Annotated in this window: 17 protein-coding genes; 7 read left to right on the forward strand and 10 right to left on the reverse strand. The window is 52.0% G+C overall.

Features of this window, described 5'->3' with window-relative positions; all coding sequences use genetic code 11:
• The first annotated feature begins 45 nt into the window (after positions 1 to 45).
• Positions 46 to 501, forward strand: a complete 456-nt coding sequence (locus tag BN1800_RS42560) for an O-methyltransferase (protein WP_244564589.1) — start codon at positions 46 to 48, stop codon at positions 499 to 501.
• Positions 432 to 857, forward strand: a complete 426-nt coding sequence (locus BN1800_RS21125; RefSeq protein WP_342210313.1) for a class I SAM-dependent methyltransferase — start codon at positions 432 to 434, stop codon at positions 855 to 857. Before BN1800_RS42560 ends, BN1800_RS21125 begins: the two co-directional genes overlap by 70 nt.
• 263 nt (positions 858 to 1,120) lie before the next feature.
• Here BN1800_RS21125 and BN1800_RS21130 read toward each other — a convergent pair whose 3' ends face one another.
• Positions 1,121 to 1,813, reverse strand: coding sequence for a class I SAM-dependent methyltransferase (locus tag BN1800_RS21130; protein ID WP_087000782.1), 693 nt, complete (start codon positions 1,811 to 1,813; stop codon positions 1,121 to 1,123).
• A 386-nt stretch (positions 1,814 to 2,199) separates the two neighbouring features.
• Here BN1800_RS21130 and BN1800_RS21135 point away from each other — a divergent pair, with 386 nt between their 5' ends.
• The gene (locus tag BN1800_RS21135) at positions 2,200 to 2,790 is read left to right on the forward strand and encodes a DUF1796 family putative cysteine peptidase (RefSeq protein ID WP_087000784.1); all 591 of its coding nucleotides are present in this window, start codon (positions 2,200 to 2,202) and stop codon (positions 2,788 to 2,790) included.
• A gap of 89 nt (positions 2,791 to 2,879) precedes the next feature.
• Here the strand turns inward: BN1800_RS21135 and BN1800_RS21140 are convergent, their stop codons facing one another.
• The gene (locus BN1800_RS21140) at positions 2,880 to 3,776 is read right to left on the reverse strand and encodes a glycosyltransferase family 2 protein (RefSeq protein WP_087000786.1); all 897 of its coding nucleotides are present in this window, start codon (positions 3,774 to 3,776) and stop codon (positions 2,880 to 2,882) included.
• The gene (locus BN1800_RS21145; RefSeq protein ID WP_087000788.1) at positions 3,773 to 5,014 is read right to left on the reverse strand and encodes a glycosyltransferase; all 1,242 of its coding nucleotides are present in this window, start codon (positions 5,012 to 5,014) and stop codon (positions 3,773 to 3,775) included. Before BN1800_RS21145 ends, BN1800_RS21140 begins: the two co-directional genes overlap by 4 nt.
• 63 nt (positions 5,015 to 5,077) lie before the next feature.
• Here BN1800_RS21145 and BN1800_RS21150 point away from each other — a divergent pair, with 63 nt between their 5' ends.
• The 4 genes from BN1800_RS21150 to BN1800_RS21165 all read left to right on the forward strand — a co-directional run bounded on the left by BN1800_RS21150 (position 5,078) and on the right by BN1800_RS21165 (position 9,442).
• Positions 5,078 to 6,223, forward strand: a complete 1,146-nt coding sequence (locus tag BN1800_RS21150) for a glycosyltransferase family 2 protein (RefSeq protein ID WP_087000790.1) — start codon at positions 5,078 to 5,080, stop codon at positions 6,221 to 6,223.
• A 221-nt stretch (positions 6,224 to 6,444) separates the two neighbouring features.
• The gene (locus BN1800_RS21155) at positions 6,445 to 7,254 is read left to right on the forward strand and encodes a glycosyltransferase family 2 protein (RefSeq protein ID WP_087000792.1); all 810 of its coding nucleotides are present in this window, start codon (positions 6,445 to 6,447) and stop codon (positions 7,252 to 7,254) included.
• A gap of 347 nt (positions 7,255 to 7,601) precedes the next feature.
• A complete protein-coding gene (locus tag BN1800_RS21160; protein ID WP_179213839.1) occupies positions 7,602 to 8,450 on the forward strand; it encodes a glycosyltransferase in 849 nt (282 codons plus the stop codon).
• Entirely contained in the window at positions 8,447 to 9,442 is a 996-nt protein-coding gene (locus tag BN1800_RS21165) for a glycosyltransferase family A protein (RefSeq protein ID WP_087000796.1), read from the forward strand. Before BN1800_RS21160 ends, BN1800_RS21165 begins: the two co-directional genes overlap by 4 nt.
• Before the next feature lie 12 nt (positions 9,443 to 9,454).
• Here BN1800_RS21165 and BN1800_RS21170 read toward each other — a convergent pair whose 3' ends face one another.
• The 7 genes from BN1800_RS21170 to BN1800_RS21205 form a co-directional block, all read right to left on the reverse strand.
• On the reverse strand, positions 9,455 to 10,156 hold the full coding sequence (locus BN1800_RS21170) for an FkbM family methyltransferase (RefSeq protein ID WP_087000798.1): 702 nt from the start codon (positions 10,154 to 10,156) through the stop codon (positions 9,455 to 9,457).
• A gap of 283 nt (positions 10,157 to 10,439) precedes the next feature.
• Positions 10,440 to 11,726 carry a KpsE/RkpR family capsule polysaccharide export protein gene (locus BN1800_RS21175; RefSeq protein ID WP_087000800.1) on the reverse strand — a complete coding sequence of 429 codons (1,287 nt, stop codon included), beginning with the start codon at positions 11,724 to 11,726 and terminating at the stop codon, positions 10,440 to 10,442.
• Positions 11,726 to 12,385: an ABC transporter ATP-binding protein gene (locus tag BN1800_RS21180; RefSeq protein WP_087000801.1), complete on the reverse strand. Its 660-nt coding sequence runs from the start codon at positions 12,383 to 12,385 to the stop codon at positions 11,726 to 11,728. The genes BN1800_RS21175 and BN1800_RS21180 overlap by 1 nt, the downstream gene beginning before the upstream one ends.
• On the reverse strand, positions 12,382 to 13,152 hold the full coding sequence (locus tag BN1800_RS21185) for an ABC transporter permease (RefSeq protein ID WP_087000803.1): 771 nt from the start codon (positions 13,150 to 13,152) through the stop codon (positions 12,382 to 12,384). Before BN1800_RS21185 ends, BN1800_RS21180 begins: the two co-directional genes overlap by 4 nt.
• Before the next feature lie 696 nt (positions 13,153 to 13,848).
• Positions 13,849 to 15,351, reverse strand: a complete 1,503-nt coding sequence (locus BN1800_RS43460; RefSeq protein ID WP_087000806.1) for a M10 family metallopeptidase — start codon at positions 15,349 to 15,351, stop codon at positions 13,849 to 13,851.
• 211 nt (positions 15,352 to 15,562) lie between these two features.
• On the reverse strand, positions 15,563 to 16,267 hold the full coding sequence (traR, locus tag BN1800_RS21200; RefSeq protein ID WP_244564584.1) for an autoinducer-binding transcriptional regulator TraR: 705 nt from the start codon (positions 16,265 to 16,267) through the stop codon (positions 15,563 to 15,565).
• Positions 16,268 to 16,479: 212 nt separating this feature from the next.
• A complete protein-coding gene (locus BN1800_RS21205; protein ID WP_087000809.1) occupies positions 16,480 to 17,418 on the reverse strand; it encodes a LysR family transcriptional regulator in 939 nt (312 codons plus the stop codon).
• Between the last annotated feature and the right edge of the window lie 194 nt (positions 17,419 to 17,612).

Below are 17,612 nucleotides of genomic sequence, written 5' to 3' on the forward strand. Positions count from 1 at the left end.
CCTTCCGAGGGTCGCTTGGACTGACCTGCCTCCGGTCGTTCGGGTGTGGATGCCACCCATCAGACGATGCGCTGCGGGGTTGCGGGGTTGACGCCCCCATCAGTAGTGCAGTTGTCGCCCGATCACCGATGGAGGGGAGCCAATCTGCGCTCTGAAAAAGTCAGACCAACCTTAGCGAAGATCGAGGAGCACCGCCTGAAACTGGCCTCTGACAAATCACCTCTGGCCACAGGAGATTTGGGAGTTGCAGGCATATTCGATGAAGGTTGCTCAATTTCAGATGCTGTTGGCGTCAGCAAAAAGAAGATGAATGCGGAGCATCTGTTCTCGTACACCGTTCTCACGGAGGCCAAATGCTGTGTAGAGACAGGAACGAACGTCGGCATATCAAGCAGCTACATTGCTGCGGCAATGAATGCCGCCGGTCCAGATTGGCAACTCCACACGCTGGAAAGTTCGCCCTACCGCATTCGGCTGGCGAGGGATTGCACAAGGATCTAGGGCTGAACAGCGTCAGCTATCATCAAGGGCTATTCTACGACACTCCGCCGGCCGTTCTCAAAGGTCTCAACGCGCCGGTAGATCTCGCCTTTATCGATGGTCAGCACCAATATAAGCCGACCCTCGATTTCTTCGATATGATCCATCAGTATTCCTCACCCAACGCACTTTTCATATTCGATGATGTCGAGTGGTCCGACGGAATGCGGAATGCATGGAAGAAGGTTGAGGAGAACTCCGCTCGTGTGATCATGGCCACCTCAATTGCCGGCGTCGGATTTGCGCTCACTCGTCGAGAGAAAGCCACATCCGTTCAACCTAAACGGAATAGTTTCCTGTCGAACGTTTTCGGTTGATCTAGCAAAAATCTAGGCCGCGATCGTTCCAAAAGTTTTCGACGTCCCGGCGATCCAGCCGTGACGCAGATCCGCCCAAGAGCGCCTGCCGCCGTCGGTGCGATATTCCACACACGGGCTCCCTGCCAGCCAGTGCCGGTCGGGCCTGAAGATCCTGTCACCGCGCAGCGATGGGATCTCCCTGCAAATGCCCTGTAGCGTGGCGCGCGAACTGAAGGCCGCCGGAGCAGCGCCACCTATCAGACGATGCGTTGACGAGGAAACTACGGCTTAAAGCATACCGCGATGATATGCCCGCAAAAACGGAGCTTTCGGAAATTCTTGTCGCGCGCGGTCCCTGGTTCTTCTTCCATCTTTTGATTGACGGGTGATTCGCTATTGAAGAAGGCGGAATACTCTGGACTGTTGTGCGAGAGCGCGCGGTTGATCAGCGTCTGTCCGTCAATGCCAGGCCGCATCTCGACAACTTTGAATCCGGCTCCGGTGAGAATTGTGTGTAGGCCAAAGACCGTGAAATTCCAGAACGAATAGGAATGGTACGGCTCAAGCTGGGACGTTGAAATGACCATGCGGCCACCGCTTCGGCATACCCTGTTGGCCTCAGCCAAAACTTTCTCAGGATAACGAACATGTTCAAGAACCTGATGGCTGTAGATCAAATCAAAGCTGCCATCCCGGAACGGAATGTTCACGCCGTTGTAGGTGACAAACTCACCATCTTTTCTAACTCTCTCATCGACCTCTGGGGACTTCTCAATGTCAAGCCCGGTCCATTTGGCTGAAGGTGTGAGCGACCTAAACATATCGAGAGATCGGCCGTCGCCACATCCTAGGTCTAGGATCGTTTGGGGGCTAAAACCATTTTCCACAAGGCTGGCTACCACAGACCTAGAATACATCTGGCGGCTATGATCAGATGGGATGCAGCCTTTTATTGCTTCGTAGAGATTTCGCATTTGGACCCGGAACAGTTGGCGGAAAGGACAGACCTAGCCTCATAAAATGCCACGTCGTCAACCACAGGCGGCAAATTTTCCGATTGGGCGGCGATGGAACCGAAAGTTTTCCACGTTTCCCAGCGATCCAGCTATGACGAAGATCCGCCCAAGAGCGCATGCCGACGTCGGTGCGATATTCCGCACACGGCTCCCTGCCTGCCAGTATCCTGCAGTTGGGGGCAGCCGTCCCGAATACATCCCGTAGCGGCGCAGATGTCAACGCACTTGTGTTTCACTTCCACTTCCCGCTGAGCCCGGTTGCGGATGTCAAATGCTACAGTGACGGCTCAGCTTGCAGGCGCCTGTTGCAGAGGCTATGAAATCCCGAAGATTGGAGATCATAGATGCGGATAATAAGCCTAGGGCACGCATGCCAAGTCGCTCATCAGCTTAGGAGACTCGAGGTCGCGAAGGAGACACTTTTCTACGATTGGATCGTGTCTACCCACGACGCGCTCATGAGCACTCTTCACCTCGAACTCGACGGCATTCTCTTCTCAGAGCGGATAGAGTTCGATAGTCGCAAAGTCAGGCTACAAGATAAAGCGAGCGGCCTCTGGTTCTATGGCCACGATTTTCCTGGCGCCGCAAACAAGACTGGCATCGCCACCAAAGACGAGGTTGACGCCGTCAGGGAGAAGTATCTTAGGCGAAGCGAGAGAACCAAACAGGCTTTGTCCGAGAACGACGTGACTGTAATTCGCCACTTCTACGATCTTCAGTTGGAAAAAGCCCAAACCGAACAGCTGGAAATCGCCGCGAAGCTTGAGCAGCTGTACCCGGGCACCAACTTTTTGTATCTTTGGATATCGGAACTTCCAGAGAGTGATCACACCCCGCATAAAGGGCGGATGCTCCATGTCCCCAAAGGCGCCGACTGGAAGGGGGATGATCACGCATGGGATCGAGTTGCCGAGCGCTTTATGAGGCAATAGACCCGACCACTTTCCATGTTCCAGGTGTCCCGGCCCCTGCGCATAGTAGGGAGGGCTAAAGAGCATGTTTGTGGGTTGTGCATCCTGATCTAAGCTTGGAAACCCCTCGTCCACAGATGTTTAGCAAAAGCATACGGCCGCCGCTTAGCGGCCTGTATCATGAAGTGCCAACTTAGCGACCTGTCTTTATTGTTTTGTGCAAACCGCCATGACAGCATCTCCATGCGAAACAATCTCATTTCGGTGAAGTTTGTGCCGTATCTATTGAAGAGCGGTCTATGCTTGTCGAAAATGATCTGATTGCACCTGCGTATCTCAACGGCATTTCGGCCTTCGTCGGACTTGTGATAGGCGCAAAGCGGTTCCGTTGCCATGGCATTATGTACTCGGCCACCGTGAAGTTGAAATCGGATAAAGAAGTCCAGGTCCTGCATTCGAGGAAGCCGCTCATCAAACCACCCAATGTCCGTAAATGCGGAAGCGGGAGCTAGCAGTGTCCACAGGTAAGCCCGAAGGTTCGCTCCCATGAGCAGAGATTTAATCTGGTCACCCTCTACCTTCTGCGTTCTAGGTTTTGGACGTCGCGCCGTCCACACCCAATCGTAATTACATGTTACCCAAAATGGCGCAGGCCCATTTGCTGCCTCAAGGTCAACGATCTTTTCAAACTGCTTTTCAAGCTTCAACGGATACCACTCATCTCCAGCGTCGAGCCAGCTGGCATATGGGCTTTCGATCGACTCCAAGAGGACGTTCCGTGTATACGGTCGACCTTTATTCTCTTTATTTTCAATAATGACGATTTGAAATGGATATACCGCGACTGCTTCTTTCAGCTTGGCTCTAACCTCACCGGAAGAACCATCGTCGGCGACGACAACGCGGATATCACCGGTCCATGTCTGAGCCGCGATTGACTTCAAGCTGAGGAGGAGTCCTGCCACATCATTGTAATGCGGTATTAAGACATCGAGCGTCGCCATCATGCGGCCTCACCGATAACTTTTCCGATCAATGCGATCCAGCGATCTCTGTACCTGTCCATCGTGAAATCAGATACCGATTTTGGCCCATTCTCAGCCAACATTTGGCGCAGTTCGTCGTTTGCCATTAGCTTTCGAAGCCCCTCCGCCAATCCATCGACACCTCGCCTCCTCCGCACAGCGACCCCGTTGTATCCATCTTTGACGAAGTGGCTAAGGCCCGGGCAGTCTTCATAGAAGATAACCGGCGTCTTTAAATAAAGAGCTTCGGCGGGCGCCAACCCAAAACCCTCATGATGAGCAGGATGGCAGAATATCGAACTCTTTGCATATTCTTCGCCGAGGTCGCCGCGGTGGCCCATCAGCTTAAAACTTTCTCCTAATTCCAAAGCGTCCACTTCGCGGCGCAGGTCATGCCGCTGAGGCCCGGTTCCGAACAGATGTACCCGCCAATCCGGAAAATCCGCGGCGACCTCTCGCCACGATCGAACCAACTGAATATAATTCTTCACGGCCGCAAGGCGCCCTGCAGCGACAATGACTTTCTCACGTTTGGTTGCCGGCACGTGTGAGGAGAACTCAGGCGAGATGTAATTTGGTATTGTGACGATCCGATCTTGAAGGTGAGGCGGAAACCAATGGCCGAAGTCCTCAAACAAAACGTGGATCGCGGCCGCGCTGTCTAGGGCCTTTAATCGCCTTTTCCTATCCAGAGGGTTTGGATCCCACCTCTTCGGCGATTCATAATCTTCTTTCGGCACGTTATGGTTTGTAGCAATTACTTTTGTATTTGTTCTCTGGCCCGCAATGAGTGCGACAGTGTTCGCGGACGGTAGCAAACTTATTGCCAAGTCTGGCCGATTATATCGGAAATAGTCTTCTAACTGGCTAAGAAAAAAGCCGTGCTTCAGGTCCCAGCTTGCCTCGCCCTGCCATGATTTTGGCAGAAACTTGAATCTTGATATTGCCTCCGCGCGCCGGTGAACTTTAGTTTTTGTTTTTCCGTAAAGATTTATAACTTCGATCTTCGGGCTGACCGCGTAAAAGGGACGCTCTGATTTTTCATCAAAATGCAAACATGTGATTCGATAGCCTTCATCAGTAAGCATATTGGCTAGCTCGCAATATATTCGCTCCGCACCGCCGCTGCGCCCTGCCAAAAACCTGATAACAATGACTATATGCCTACCGGTCCCGAACTTCCGCAATCCGAACATCCCCTTCTCTTCAACCGGCCGCATCCTCCATAGCGAGGGGCAGGACGTCAAGTTCGAGGATTAAAGTGCTAAACAAGAACTGCAGGCTTGAATTTCAGGTTGTGCAAGGCTACTATTCACGCCATCTTTAAAGGTGCTATATTGAAAAGGCTATCCGACCGCACGACTTTTTGCGAGTTAGGTTCGACAACGTATAAATTGCCTGCCGATCATCCGACTTGCGACGTCAGTGTCGTAATCCCCACTTTTAATAGACCGAGCTTTTTGCACAGAGCGCTTTCCAGTGTGCTCGCTCAAACAGCAATACCCACTCAGGTGATCGTCATTGATGATTGCTCTGGTGACATGGAAACGTTGGCAACAGAGAGTGTCATTGAAAAGTTCTCTGAGTCGCTGAATCTGTTTCTAATAAGAAATGACGCGAATCGTGGCGCCAACTATTCGAGAAATCGCGGAATAGATGCAGCCACTGGACAATATATTGCATTCCTCGACAGTGACGATTTTTGGATGCCGGATAAGCTCGCGCGTCAGATTGAGTTGATTGAACAATCGGCGAAACGAGACGACGCAATACTTTGCGTCACGGGTCGATACCGGGTCTCGTCTGACACCGGAAAAATCATATCTCGGCAGCTCGTGCGGTCGAGCTTCAGCTCTGATGCTATCATTCGATCAAACTTTATCGGCACATTGTCTTCCGTACTGGTCACGACATCAGTAGCGCGTGCAGTTCGTGGCTTCGACGAAACTCTACCAGCCTGCCAAGACTGGGAGTTTTTCATTCGAATTGCCAAAAACGTCAAATTCCTCTCGGTGCGTGCTCCTTTGTGCGTGTACGTGGAACACCACGAAGACAGGATAAGCGCGAGCAATAGAAAGCGGCTCCAAGGCCATTTTCTTATTCGCCGGAAATACCTAAAGCAAAGTGAGGTCGATTTGTCGAACTTTTATCGCAACGTTGGGGAAGAGCTGCAGCTTTTGGGTAAGGAGCGCTTAGCTACAGAATACTATATTCAAGCTGTTACGCAGTATGTATTGCCAGTATGGAAGAGAGCATTGCTTCAAATGTCTCTACGCGCTTACTACACATGGCGACGCCCGCCCCGTCTAAAGGCGAATAGATATCTTTCTTACAAAAAGGCCCTGACCAAGTTTGCGAGGAGCGCCGACGGGCGATCGCAACTCCAGCGAGACCATGATTTTATCAAAACGGCACTTCAACAATGGTAGAAGACAGTTGGCCGCGAAATGCTGTTTTGATAAAATCATTGTCTTGAATTGCAACCACTGATGGATTCCTGCAACACCTCTTTTTTAAACGTATAAACATTAGCGAACCTCCAATTAAATGATTTGAAGCCCCGATACGGCGATGGTAAGCACCCCGTGCTTTTACATTCGAGGCCAGCCACACGTCGGGTCATTCAGCACGCGGTCCGGAGAGATTTCAATTGCCTGCCCCAATTCAACTTACCGTCGGGATTCCCGTCTATAACGAGCAGTATGCGGTCGTCCAGGCGATCGCATCTGTGCTCAATCAAACCTGGTCCGGCACCAAGGAAATACTCGTCGTCGATGACGGCTCGACGGATGGAACGCCGATGGTCGTTAAGGCACTGGCCGAACAATATCGAGAAATTCGGTTGGTTTCGCATGGCGTAAACCGCGGACGACCAGCGGCGCGAAGTACCCTCGCGACGGAGGCCTGTGGTGAGTTTTTTGCTATGCTCGACGCAGATGACGAGTGGTATCCAACCAAGATACAACGACAATTCGAGGCTTTGGAACGCCTCCGAAAGTCGAGCCCAAGGGCTCCCGACCGGACGATGATTTGTGGCAATCTTTTCTTTGTTGATAATGATACCGGCGCTGAAAGAATGAAGAACTTCGCCGAGGGTTATGGCAAAAAGAGATACGGCATTGAGCGCGTTCTTCGAGGCGACAATACCCCAATTTCTCAGTTGGCGCTCCTAAGGACCGACTTTATGCGAGAAGTCGGACCGTTCGATCCAATTCTTCATCGTGCTCAAGACTGGGATTTTTTGATTCGCTTTTACGAGGCGGGAGGGGATATTGAATTTGTCGAAGGCTCCCCCTTAGCCTTATTTAATTTTACCAAACGGGGACGAGACGCCGCGGTTGTTCGCCGCTGCATGAATGCGGTGATAGATAAGCATACCCGCTTGTACGACCTCTATAATATCGATCAAGATCAGGTTCGCGGATCAATCATGACGTATATCGATAGCTTCGAGCAGTAAAGTTTTATTGGCAAATGCAAAAAACGATCGTTCTGTGCATAAAGTACTTGGCTGGCATAACGGGGGGGGCTGAACGAAATGTCGTTGAGTTGGCCAACCACCTCGCGGATACAGGAAACAAGGTTTTCATAGTTGTTTATGAGAAATCTGACGCGTCTCCAGCTTTCGTCCTCAAGCCAGAGGTAACAATCATAAATGCACGGAAGTTGCATCAATTCCACAATGGTCCCAGCCCAGTTGAGTGGGCCGAGGAACAGGGTAGGCGCCGAGCTTACGCAGGGGACGAAGATGCCATTCGATGGTTTGACGATTCATTCGAGATGAGGTTGCACTGGGGGCGAGTGATCTTGTCGTTGGAACCGTCGCTCCTTATTACATTCCTGCCCCATACCTCCACTCCCCTGCTGGAGCAGTTAGGCGAACGCCTTCCGATAATAGTTACAAATCAAAACACGCCGGCTGTCGACTATTTTAGCGAGAAGCACGACACCCAAGCGTTCGACAGATACAAAAGATTAAAGAATCTGGATCTTGCCCGCGCAGTGCATGTATTAATACCCGAATTTGCGTCTTATTTTCCGGAGCATTTAAGGGAGCGAGTTCATGCTATACCGAATGTTGTGCATCCTGTTAACGAAGGAAAGTCCCTTTTTGACAGCTCGAAAACAATAATAGCTCTTGGTCGATTTGACGTTCAAAAGCAGTTCGATCTTCTGATAAGATCCATGCCGTTCGTGCTAGAGAAGGCTCCGAATTGGCACTTGAAGATATTCGGACGGGGTCAAGAAGAGGACAACTTGCGGACTCTGATTCGTCGACATTCTCTCCAGCGATCAGTTCTCCTTATGGGGCGCACTGCGAAGCCCCTCGACGAGCTCCGAAAAGCTGACCTGTTTGTCATACCCTCGTCCTATGAGGGGTGGGGGCTAACATTAACGGAGGCGATGTCCGTTGGCCTGCCGTGCATTGGATTTCAGGATTGCTCGGGAGTCAATTGGATTTTGCGCGATGGGGAAACGGGGGTCTTGTTGCGCGAGCGATCGGCAGAAACCTTGGCCGATGGAATTTTGCATTTGATTAACGATAGCACCCTGGCCCGTCGTTGTGGAGAAAATGCGAGAGCCTTCGTACGGCAGTTTAGCCCTGAGAAGGTATATGCCGTTTGGGATAGTTTGATTGATGGGGTTTTGAGATGATCAGAAAGCTGCTGCCCCGAAGCATGCGCTCGTTGCGACCAGCCAAGACTTACGACGTAGATGTTACGATCGGTGTGCCTTGCTTTAACGGGCGGAAAACGCTCGAACGGGCGCTTGATAGCGCGCTCGGACAGACGTACCGCGGTGCGTATGAGATCATTGTTGTTAATGACGGTTCAACTGACACCACCGCCAACATTGCCAAGGCGTATGAGTTGAGATTTCCTGACTACATCCGACTCATTACTACAAGTAACAAGGGAGTGGCCGCCGCCCGAAACGAGATTATCAAGTCGGCGCGCGGTGAGTATCTAACCTGGCTTGACGCCGATGACGCCTATTTTCCAACGAAAATCGCTGCGCAAATTGGTGATTTAAAGGAACTTGAAAAAAAGAGTGGCCAACAAGCGCTTCGCTTGGTGATGTCCGAGTATCGGATCAACGGGAATAACAGTAACGTCCGGCAGTATCTGGCGGATCCTATTAGGCACGTGCTTACCGGTGAGCTCCGCGCATATCTGTGGGCGACAATGGCGCGAACGAGCATCTACAAAGTTGTTGGACCGTTTAATCAAAAACTCCACCGTTCGGAGGATCAAGACTGGCTACTGCGCTTCCTGCGAAAGGGTGGGAAAATTCAACAGCGAACGCGGCAACCTTTAATGCATTATAGCTTCAGCACGAGCCGAAATGGCAAACACGTTGAAGAGAGCCTGCATCACATCCTCTCTACATATGGTCGGCTCTTAGACAAATACGGTATTCGAGCCGAGTTTGAACCCCGTCGCTATTGGGAAATTGCAGGCTTCTACAAAGCCAATAAAAAGTGGGACGATATGTGGAGATGCCGAGGCATGGCCGTAAAAAAAGACTTCGACACGTACTTCCCTAAACTCATCGGCGAAGTCATTCGCGAGATGGACCAACGGGATTCGGATTTGGGTGCCAGAGTTCTTTCTGAGGTCGAGGCCTTTAGGAAAACCAACCCTTAGTTCAGAGGGGTCTTACTCCGTTAACTCATTGGGACAAAGAAGGAAGTTTTCGTTGTCGGAATAGCGCTTATGTCGCCACTTGACAGAATATTTCATCTTTGATCGCCAGCTAACGAACTCATCCGACAACTTGTCATGCATCTCTACGAATATCCACGGACGGCACCGCTCGATCGTCCGTTGAAGCCCAGCAAGTACCCTCAACTCCATTCCTTCGACGTCGATCTTAATCAGGCTAAAATCTAAGTTTTCGAAGATGAGATCACCAGGCAATGATGGAACGTTCCCGAATCCAAGATACTGAAACTGGGCTGAACCCAAATTTCCAGTGTATTGTTGCGACATGGTTCCGCAGCCAACCCGGTCAGAAAGGGCCAAGCCTAGAAACTTACAGTTAATGTTTGAAATATTATTCAATGCAATATTGGCCTTCAGAGCTGCTATCGCATAATCGTTAGGCTCTACAACATAAACTTGCTTTGCCTGCATCATCTTTGAGAAGTAAAGGGCATGGTTGCCGATGTTGGCTCCAATATCCAGTATCACACGGTCACCGCCGACCAGCGCAGAGATTTTACGAAGCTCAATCTCCTCGTAGAATTCCCCGGCCGCTAAGCGCGCTTGAATAGTGTCATATCGCTCAGTTATGGCAAACGCCACGCTTGCGTTTTCTCTTGTAATCGTCGAGATAGTGAGCGGTACCTGCTGCCCCATGAGCGCCTCCCTACTTCATTACGCGCATTGATCAGAGGCAGCGCTAAATAGCTCATTTGCTGCAGATTTTTTCCTAATCACACGCTTCCTGAGCTTTAAATGCCCGGCGGCATCAACGCAATAACAAAAAGCAGCCACTACAGCGCGATGACCAAAGAATTGCCATAAAAAAGTACGCCGCAGATAAACGGGTTTCGGCATCACTTCGGCGTAAATGCTCGACCAAGGCGGCTCCGACCGATCCAGATAACAAGTCTCGGGAAACGACCCATAGCTACAAGTCCTAGTTTCGGTCACGAATATTGTAATAGCCCATTACCGAAACGCCCCAGGCAAAAAGGCATCCTAAAAAGACCAGCGCAGACACCATGAGCCGGCTTGGGTACTGGGCCTTTTCAGACAGTGTTGGCTGGATGAAGGTGGCCAAATATCGCTGCTGATTATTGGCATCGATGCGCGCTTTCTCGAGGCTAGCAAGAGAGCCGGTATAGGCCTTCTCAGCAAATTCCCGCTCGGTCTCGAGCTCCTCGTACTGCCGAATCCGGCTCGCAACATCGCTACCGCCTGCACTACCGGCCGTCCCACTGCCGAAACGCTGTTTTTCCTGCGCCAGCTGTTTTTCAAGACTGTCGATCTGTGTAGTGAGCACGCGCATGCGCGGTGAGTCCGCTGCCATTCGCGTACGAGCAGTCATCAAGTCAGTGTGAAGCTGGGTGAGCTGCTGTTCGAGGGAGGCGACTAGCTGGCCAGCCAGCTTTGCCGCTTCTACTGGATCGGCCTCCTGAGAGACATCGCGGAAATTGCGCAAGCCATTGCGCGCCGCAGACAGACGGCCTTCGGCCAGCGCCACTTCGTCTTGGGATGCTTTTAGAACACCATTTCTTGCCTTGAGCGAAAGATCATTGATAAGCCTCTCACTCTCACCGATGATAACTGATGCGATTTTTTGGGCGTTTTGCGGATCGAAGGCCTTAACCGTCAGGTTGAGAATGGACGAGGTGTGATCGAAATCGACATGTACCATCTTTTTCCAATATTCGAGCCGCTCTTCAATTGGCAGGCCGGCCGCCATGCTGAAATAGAAGTCGGCGCCGTGGCGCGCAAAGGCGGCGTCGAGATCGACGGCCTTCTCGACGGCCTCGATCATCCGCTCGCTCTCGACATAATCGAGGAGCATATAGGAGTCGGCCCCGGTCGTGCTGCCGCCAGTACTTTGCGTAAACATACCAAGGATATCGCTGCCTGCCTTGCCATCGATGCTGCGTACGGCAAAGGCCGCCGAGCTATGATATTGGTCGGCTGCGACAAAGAACATGTAAAACGACGCAAGCACGGTCGGAAGCGCGACAGCCAACGCGAAGCTGCCGGCGATAATTAGATGCCGCAGCTTCAGATGCCCGACCTTCAATGACCCGAGCAGTTTTTTCTTCTTCGCAGGCTGTGCATCGCGCCTTTCGGGACGAATATCGACCTTTCTAAGACTGTCGAGCACAGTGATATTCGGCTTCTTTACGGGAGCTTGGAGTTCTTCCATCTTGTTCTCTGGAGCTGGCGGCTTAGCAGTCGTCATCAGTTGCCCTTCATGTTTCGCTCATGAATCCGGATAGCATCTTCCACATCGTCGAAATATGTGAGTTTGCCGTTTTCGAGAACCACACCGCAATCGCAGTACTCACGGATCGTGCTTGTGCTATGAGAAACCATGATAACATCAGAATCTTGCAATCGGTGTTGAAAGACATCATGGCATTTTTTTTTGAAGTTTGCATCCCCGACCGCCGTGATCTCATCAACCAGGTAATAATCGAAGTTGACGCCCATGCTGACGCCGAAAGCAAGGCGTGCCTTCATGCCGGAGGAATAAGTACTAACAGGGGCATGGAAAAATGGCCCTAGCTCGGCAAATTCGGTGACATAGTCAACCAGCCCTTCGGTATCGACACCATAAATGCGCGCGACAAAGCGAACATTCTGCTCGCCGGACATGCCTGGTTGAAAGCTGCCTTGAAAACCGAGGGGCCACGAAATCTTACCTTGTCTTACTATGCGCCCCCGATCGAGCCGCAGCGAACCCGCAATCAACTGCAAAAGCGTCGATTTCCCGGCGCCGTTCCGGCCGAGCAGGCCGACACTCTTGCCACGCCTGATAACAAGGGAGGCGTTCTCGATGATTGGCTTCGTTACGCCCTTGGTCTTCACATATTTGGTAGCGCGTTCAAGTCTGATCATCGGCCTCTCGCCACCGCTGCGGAATTGGTGAAGACAAAGAGGCCCCCGAATATTGCGGTAAAGACAAAAGAATAAAGATAGAACATGTCGAGCTCCGCCGCCCGGTATTGGGGATAGAATCCTTGGCGGAACAGCATGACCACATGAACCAAAGGATTGAAAAGCACAATCTCACGCATAGGACCGGGAAGCGCGTCGGGCAAGAAAAAAACGCCAGAGATCAGAAGCATCGGTCGATTGACGATGTTGAAGACCTGTTCGTAGAATGGAAACCGCAAGAACATTACGGTGTTAAATAGGCCCACCCCGAGACCCAGCAATGTCCCGGCAAAGACCGCCTCCAGGATCGCCGGCCAATAGAGCTCGGGAGGTTGATGCATTGTTAGAACGATCGAGCCAAGAACACAGACGGCGACGAAGACCGTCGTAGCAGCCTGAAGGACATAACGCGCAACAATCGTATCGATCGGGGCGACATTTGGATAGCTGAGCAAAGTCCGATTGGATTTGATAGCGCCGTTCAAAAAACCGCACATCGCGGCGTAAAACTGGAATGCAATATAGCCGGTTGCAAAAAACAGTGGAAAGCTTGTCCCGAGCGCCGGCAATCTTGCGATTCCCATGAAGATCACCGACATGAAGGCGATGTGGGCCGCGGGGTCAAGGATCGCCCAGATGTAGCCGCCGGGCTTGTTGCCGAAGCGTGTCGACATTTCGCGTATGAGCAACGCGGCAACAACGCGAATATGGGTCGTCAAATAATACAATAAGGGCCCCCCGAAACAAGCCACTTCATCAGACCGGCATTAATATCATTTTTTTTGGCGAGAGTTAGCCCCTCGGACGAAACTCATCGATCATTAATCAGTTCGGGCTTATCGCAACAGGGCAGGAGCCCATCAGCGCAAAGATCGCTCTCCCACATCCCGATCCGACAGCGCCCACACGTGAACCGGATTGAGCTTGGTCGCCAGCGCCTGCTGCCTATGCCAGGGCGTCGGCATCGGCTTGGAGCGAGACACCTAATCGGACTTCGCCTCGCGCGCATGAAGGACCTGCAGGCACTTGTCAAGGGCATTTGCAAAAAGCATCTCGGCAGTTGATCTGATGCCACGCCGGGTTGGCCATGTCACAAGCATTTGCGCCGGAGCATCAATTGTTACCTCGCCGTTCCAGGATATCAAGAATCCGAGCGACAATGCTCTCTTTTGCGAATGGCAGCGACGACTTTGTTTTCAGACGATACGGTTCTGGCAACGCCGGCACGACTTCCATCGGAATGGATTGCGGACGGATGGCGACGATATTGAGCAGAGCGCTTTCGGCCCGCGGAATAATTGTGCGGCAGGGATTCAAGGACAAATTCGCCTCCGTCCTCGAAAAGTTCGTAAGCCCACTTGATCGGATGACCGTCTCTGCGGGAGTAAGCACCAATCTTCGGATGCCGGGCGAAAACTCTTGGTTCAGACAATAAAAAAATCTGCTGCCGTGAGTGTCGCGTGGCTTTCCACGATCGCGAATTTGATGGGGTCATAGGTTATGCCAGATCCATCCGCATCATAGTAAAGCTCGCCGCTGTGCTGGTAGTACAGGATGCGGTCTGATCCATCAGCTCTGCCTAATGCGCGGTCCTTGAAGGCTGATGAACTAATGTCACCGAGCATGAATGCCTCATAAATCGCATCATCCAACCAGAACAGGTCATTTTGCTGCTTGTTATTTGTGAAATCCGTGACGACATCGATGTTCGTTCGGCTACTGAACGATGTCTCGAAGAAAAAGGTATCGCTTCCCCCACCACCGCCAAGCCGGTCGTTGCCAGCTCCGCCGACTAAGCGGTCGTTTCCGTCGTTGCCATAGAGCCCATCATTGTTGCCATCACCATAGAGCTTGTCGTTCCCTGAATAGCCGTAGAGGCCATTTTTCGCAGCATTGCCATGAATGATGTCATTAGCTGATCCGCCTTTAGCGTTCTCGATCAATGACGCGGTATTTCCATCATAAAGAAGCGCGTTGAAAATGTTGCCGCGAGCGTGGCCGTTATTCGGGCCACCGTTCAGATCGGCCAACTGGCCTTGGGAGAAGACCGAGTAGCTGCCTGGCCGCAGATCGATTGTAAGGCGCGTGGTGTAGGCGTTCAGATCATAGGTGTCGATACCACCGCCGTCCCAGATTGTAGCGAAGATCCTGTTGTCATCGGGCGTGATGGCCGCGACCCCATTGACATAGGTGACACCTTCATTCGGCTTCCATTTATAGATGGTATTGCCGCTATTGGTGGTGTAGTCCGCACCATACATTTCCTGTAGGGCGGCGATGTCGAGCATCATGAAACTCTGTGGCGCGCCATTCTGCTCGTAGTCGTAGCCATTTAGGTCGTCTCCGATATACGTACGGTATGTCATGATCGTATATTCGATAGAATCGTAGTTGCTCGGCACGACCGCCGGATTGCTATCGGGTTCATGACCATGTTTCAGGCCAAGAGCATGACCCAGTTCATGCGCCAGCGTATGTCCCGCATAGTTGCCGAACTCCGGAAACCGATAATCACTTTCTGTGCCTGCATATTCCATCCCGAACCAGACATCGCCACCCCAGCTATCTGTGCTTGGATAATAGGCCCCTGCCGTCGGGAGACTGGGGTCCGACGACTGAGCGAATCGCACCGATGCGGTATTCACGTTCCCGACGACAAAGTTGGCGTTAGTAAATCCCTCTACGGAGAATCCGTCATTCGCCGTGTTTCCATAGGATTTCTCCATGAGCAACAAGGCAGCAGACTGCTGCTGCGGGGAAATTGAAGAGAAACTGTAGTCTTTCTCGCCATTATACGAGTACGATGTCGAGCTGGTGGGAAACGCATAGGTGATCGTTCCGTCCCACGCATAACCGCTGAGAAGCCCGTCAATCCTCTGATCTCGCGTCATAATCACATGCTTTGTGGAAGTAATAACGCCCGTCATCGAATCTCCGCCTGCTTATTCCACTTTACCGTGCGTTGTGTCGGTTCATCTTTCCACTCGCGATAGGAAAAATCGCCAGGTCAGCAGGCCGGTTCACCGCTGAGGCGAAGAGAACCATAAATTTGTTAATAGCCAGCAAACACGGCAGCTAGCGGAAGGTGGGCAGAGCCACCTGGGTGGATTGCCGTGAAGACAATATCTCCACTAACCTTCATATCAATTTCAGCTTCGTCGCCCGAGCTGTTGCCTGTGGCAATGTGCCTGCATCCAGGGCTTTTCGAGCGTTATTCAAATGAAAGTTGACGTTGTGGTAGGTCATATTCTCGATAGTAGCGATCGCTCTCATGGACTTGCCCTCGGCGGACCATTTCAAGAGCTGAGCTTGTTTCATTGTCATTCGAATTCGTGATTCTGCGGTGGGACCGAACTCCGCGTGCTCGATCCTTGCATGAAGCTGCGCGACAGCCGTTGCAGCGGCAACCTGATCTATCTCCCGAGCCAGCGAAATCGACGGTCTATGCGAAGCAACCGTCAACATTGACACATGGCCGAATGCCGTTGCGACAGGAATGGTAATGCCGGATCGGATACCGAAGTCGGCGGCATCGGCATAAAATCGCCGGATCGGCTTTGACGCGCGCCTTTTTGAGTTTTCAGAGGACCAGACGAAAGTCCTCATCGTGGATTTGGCGATTGCGACTATCGGATCGACCTGATCGAACTTGTTCGTCAAATATCGCTCCTGCCATTCGGCAGGATAGTTAGAAAAAGCAGATGTTCCGATCGGCTGCACATTCAGGTAGGCATAATAGTCGCAACCGAATTCCCGTGTGAGGTCTGACAACGCTTCGTTCAACATCTCTCTGGTACGCGCCAAGGCCGAAATATCAATTAACTTTTGAAGCCAGATCTTCACCTTCTGAACTCCGCTGCACCCGACAACAGACTCCGCGTTGTCGACGGAAAGTTGAAATAGTGGCAACGATAGGTCGCCACTCGATCGGAATGTCTTGACGATTGGCGGACCGGCAAAGACACCCTGCCTAACCGAACCTGCCCGTTTCGATTTTCGCGAGTAGGCCCGATAAATTTTTTCTCTTTTTTGTGTGCTCTCGGCAACAATAAATTTCAACGCGCCATGTCAGGCCATTCGCAAAGTCTCCATCTTGAACCGCTTGCTCGGGGTGCCGATGCCAGCGAGCGGGCGATCTCGACTATCTCGTCGCGGTTCGCGGTAGGATCTTCCTTGTTCCAGGCGAGTCCCAGGCCGATTGTGAAGTTCATGTCCCGCACCTCACGAAGCAGAAACGATCGATTGGGCAGATCCTTCGTCCATTCCGGGACGAAGCCTACGCCGATGCCCGCAGAAACCAGCGAAACGAGCGAGAGCGTGTCATCACAGCTGCAGGCAACGTTATTGAGAAGCCCATGCTTCCTGAACTGGTCAACGAAGAACTTCTCCGTGTAAGACAGATTGGAACGGGAGAAGGAGATGATCCTCTCTCGTTTCAGGTCGCTCATTGTGACTTTCTCCGCCTCTGCCAGCGCGCTTCCAGCCGGGACTGCCAGGAAGTACCGTTCATTGGCGATGCTCTGCCAGCGCAGCGACCCGATGTTTTCGACCGGCCGTATGAAACCCAGGTGCACACGACCCTTTTCGATGTCGCAGACAATCGCATCGGTGGAGCCGCTACTGATATGGATCTGGATATCGGGAAATCGCTTACCCAGCCTGGTTAGAAACTGTGGGAGGACGCCGAATGTGGCGGGATAGATCGTGCCGATGGTGATCCTGTTGACATCCTTGCCGGCAATGGCTTGGACGATAGAGGAACTGTTTTCGATGTCGTGCAGGATACGGATACACCGCTCGTAGAAGACTTCGCCGGCTTTCGACAGCTCGACTCGGCGGGTTGAGCGGATGAGGAGCTGAACTCCGAGCTCCTTTTCTAGCGTCTGGATTTGAAGGCTGAGGGCAGGTTGTGCCATGGACAGCATTGCCGCTGCCCGTCCGAAGTGCAGTTCCTCGGCTAAAGTTGCGAAACATCTGATCTGACGAAATTCCATTCGCGATCCTCTATGCGCGTACCTCCGGTACGGGTCGGAATCCGGTCGCGCCCCACGTTATGGATCATTGATTAATAGCGTCTCGAGATCAATGCGCTGCTTTTTGATACGACACGTCCTACCGTTTCCAGTAGTAGACGGCGAATCGTCTTTGGCCTATCGATGGACCCATGCGATCGTCCCTGGAACATCTG

The sequence above is a fragment of the Rhizobium sullae genome, from assembly GCF_900169785.1.
Classification (GTDB): Bacteria; Pseudomonadota; Alphaproteobacteria; order Rhizobiales; family Rhizobiaceae; genus Rhizobium; species Rhizobium sullae.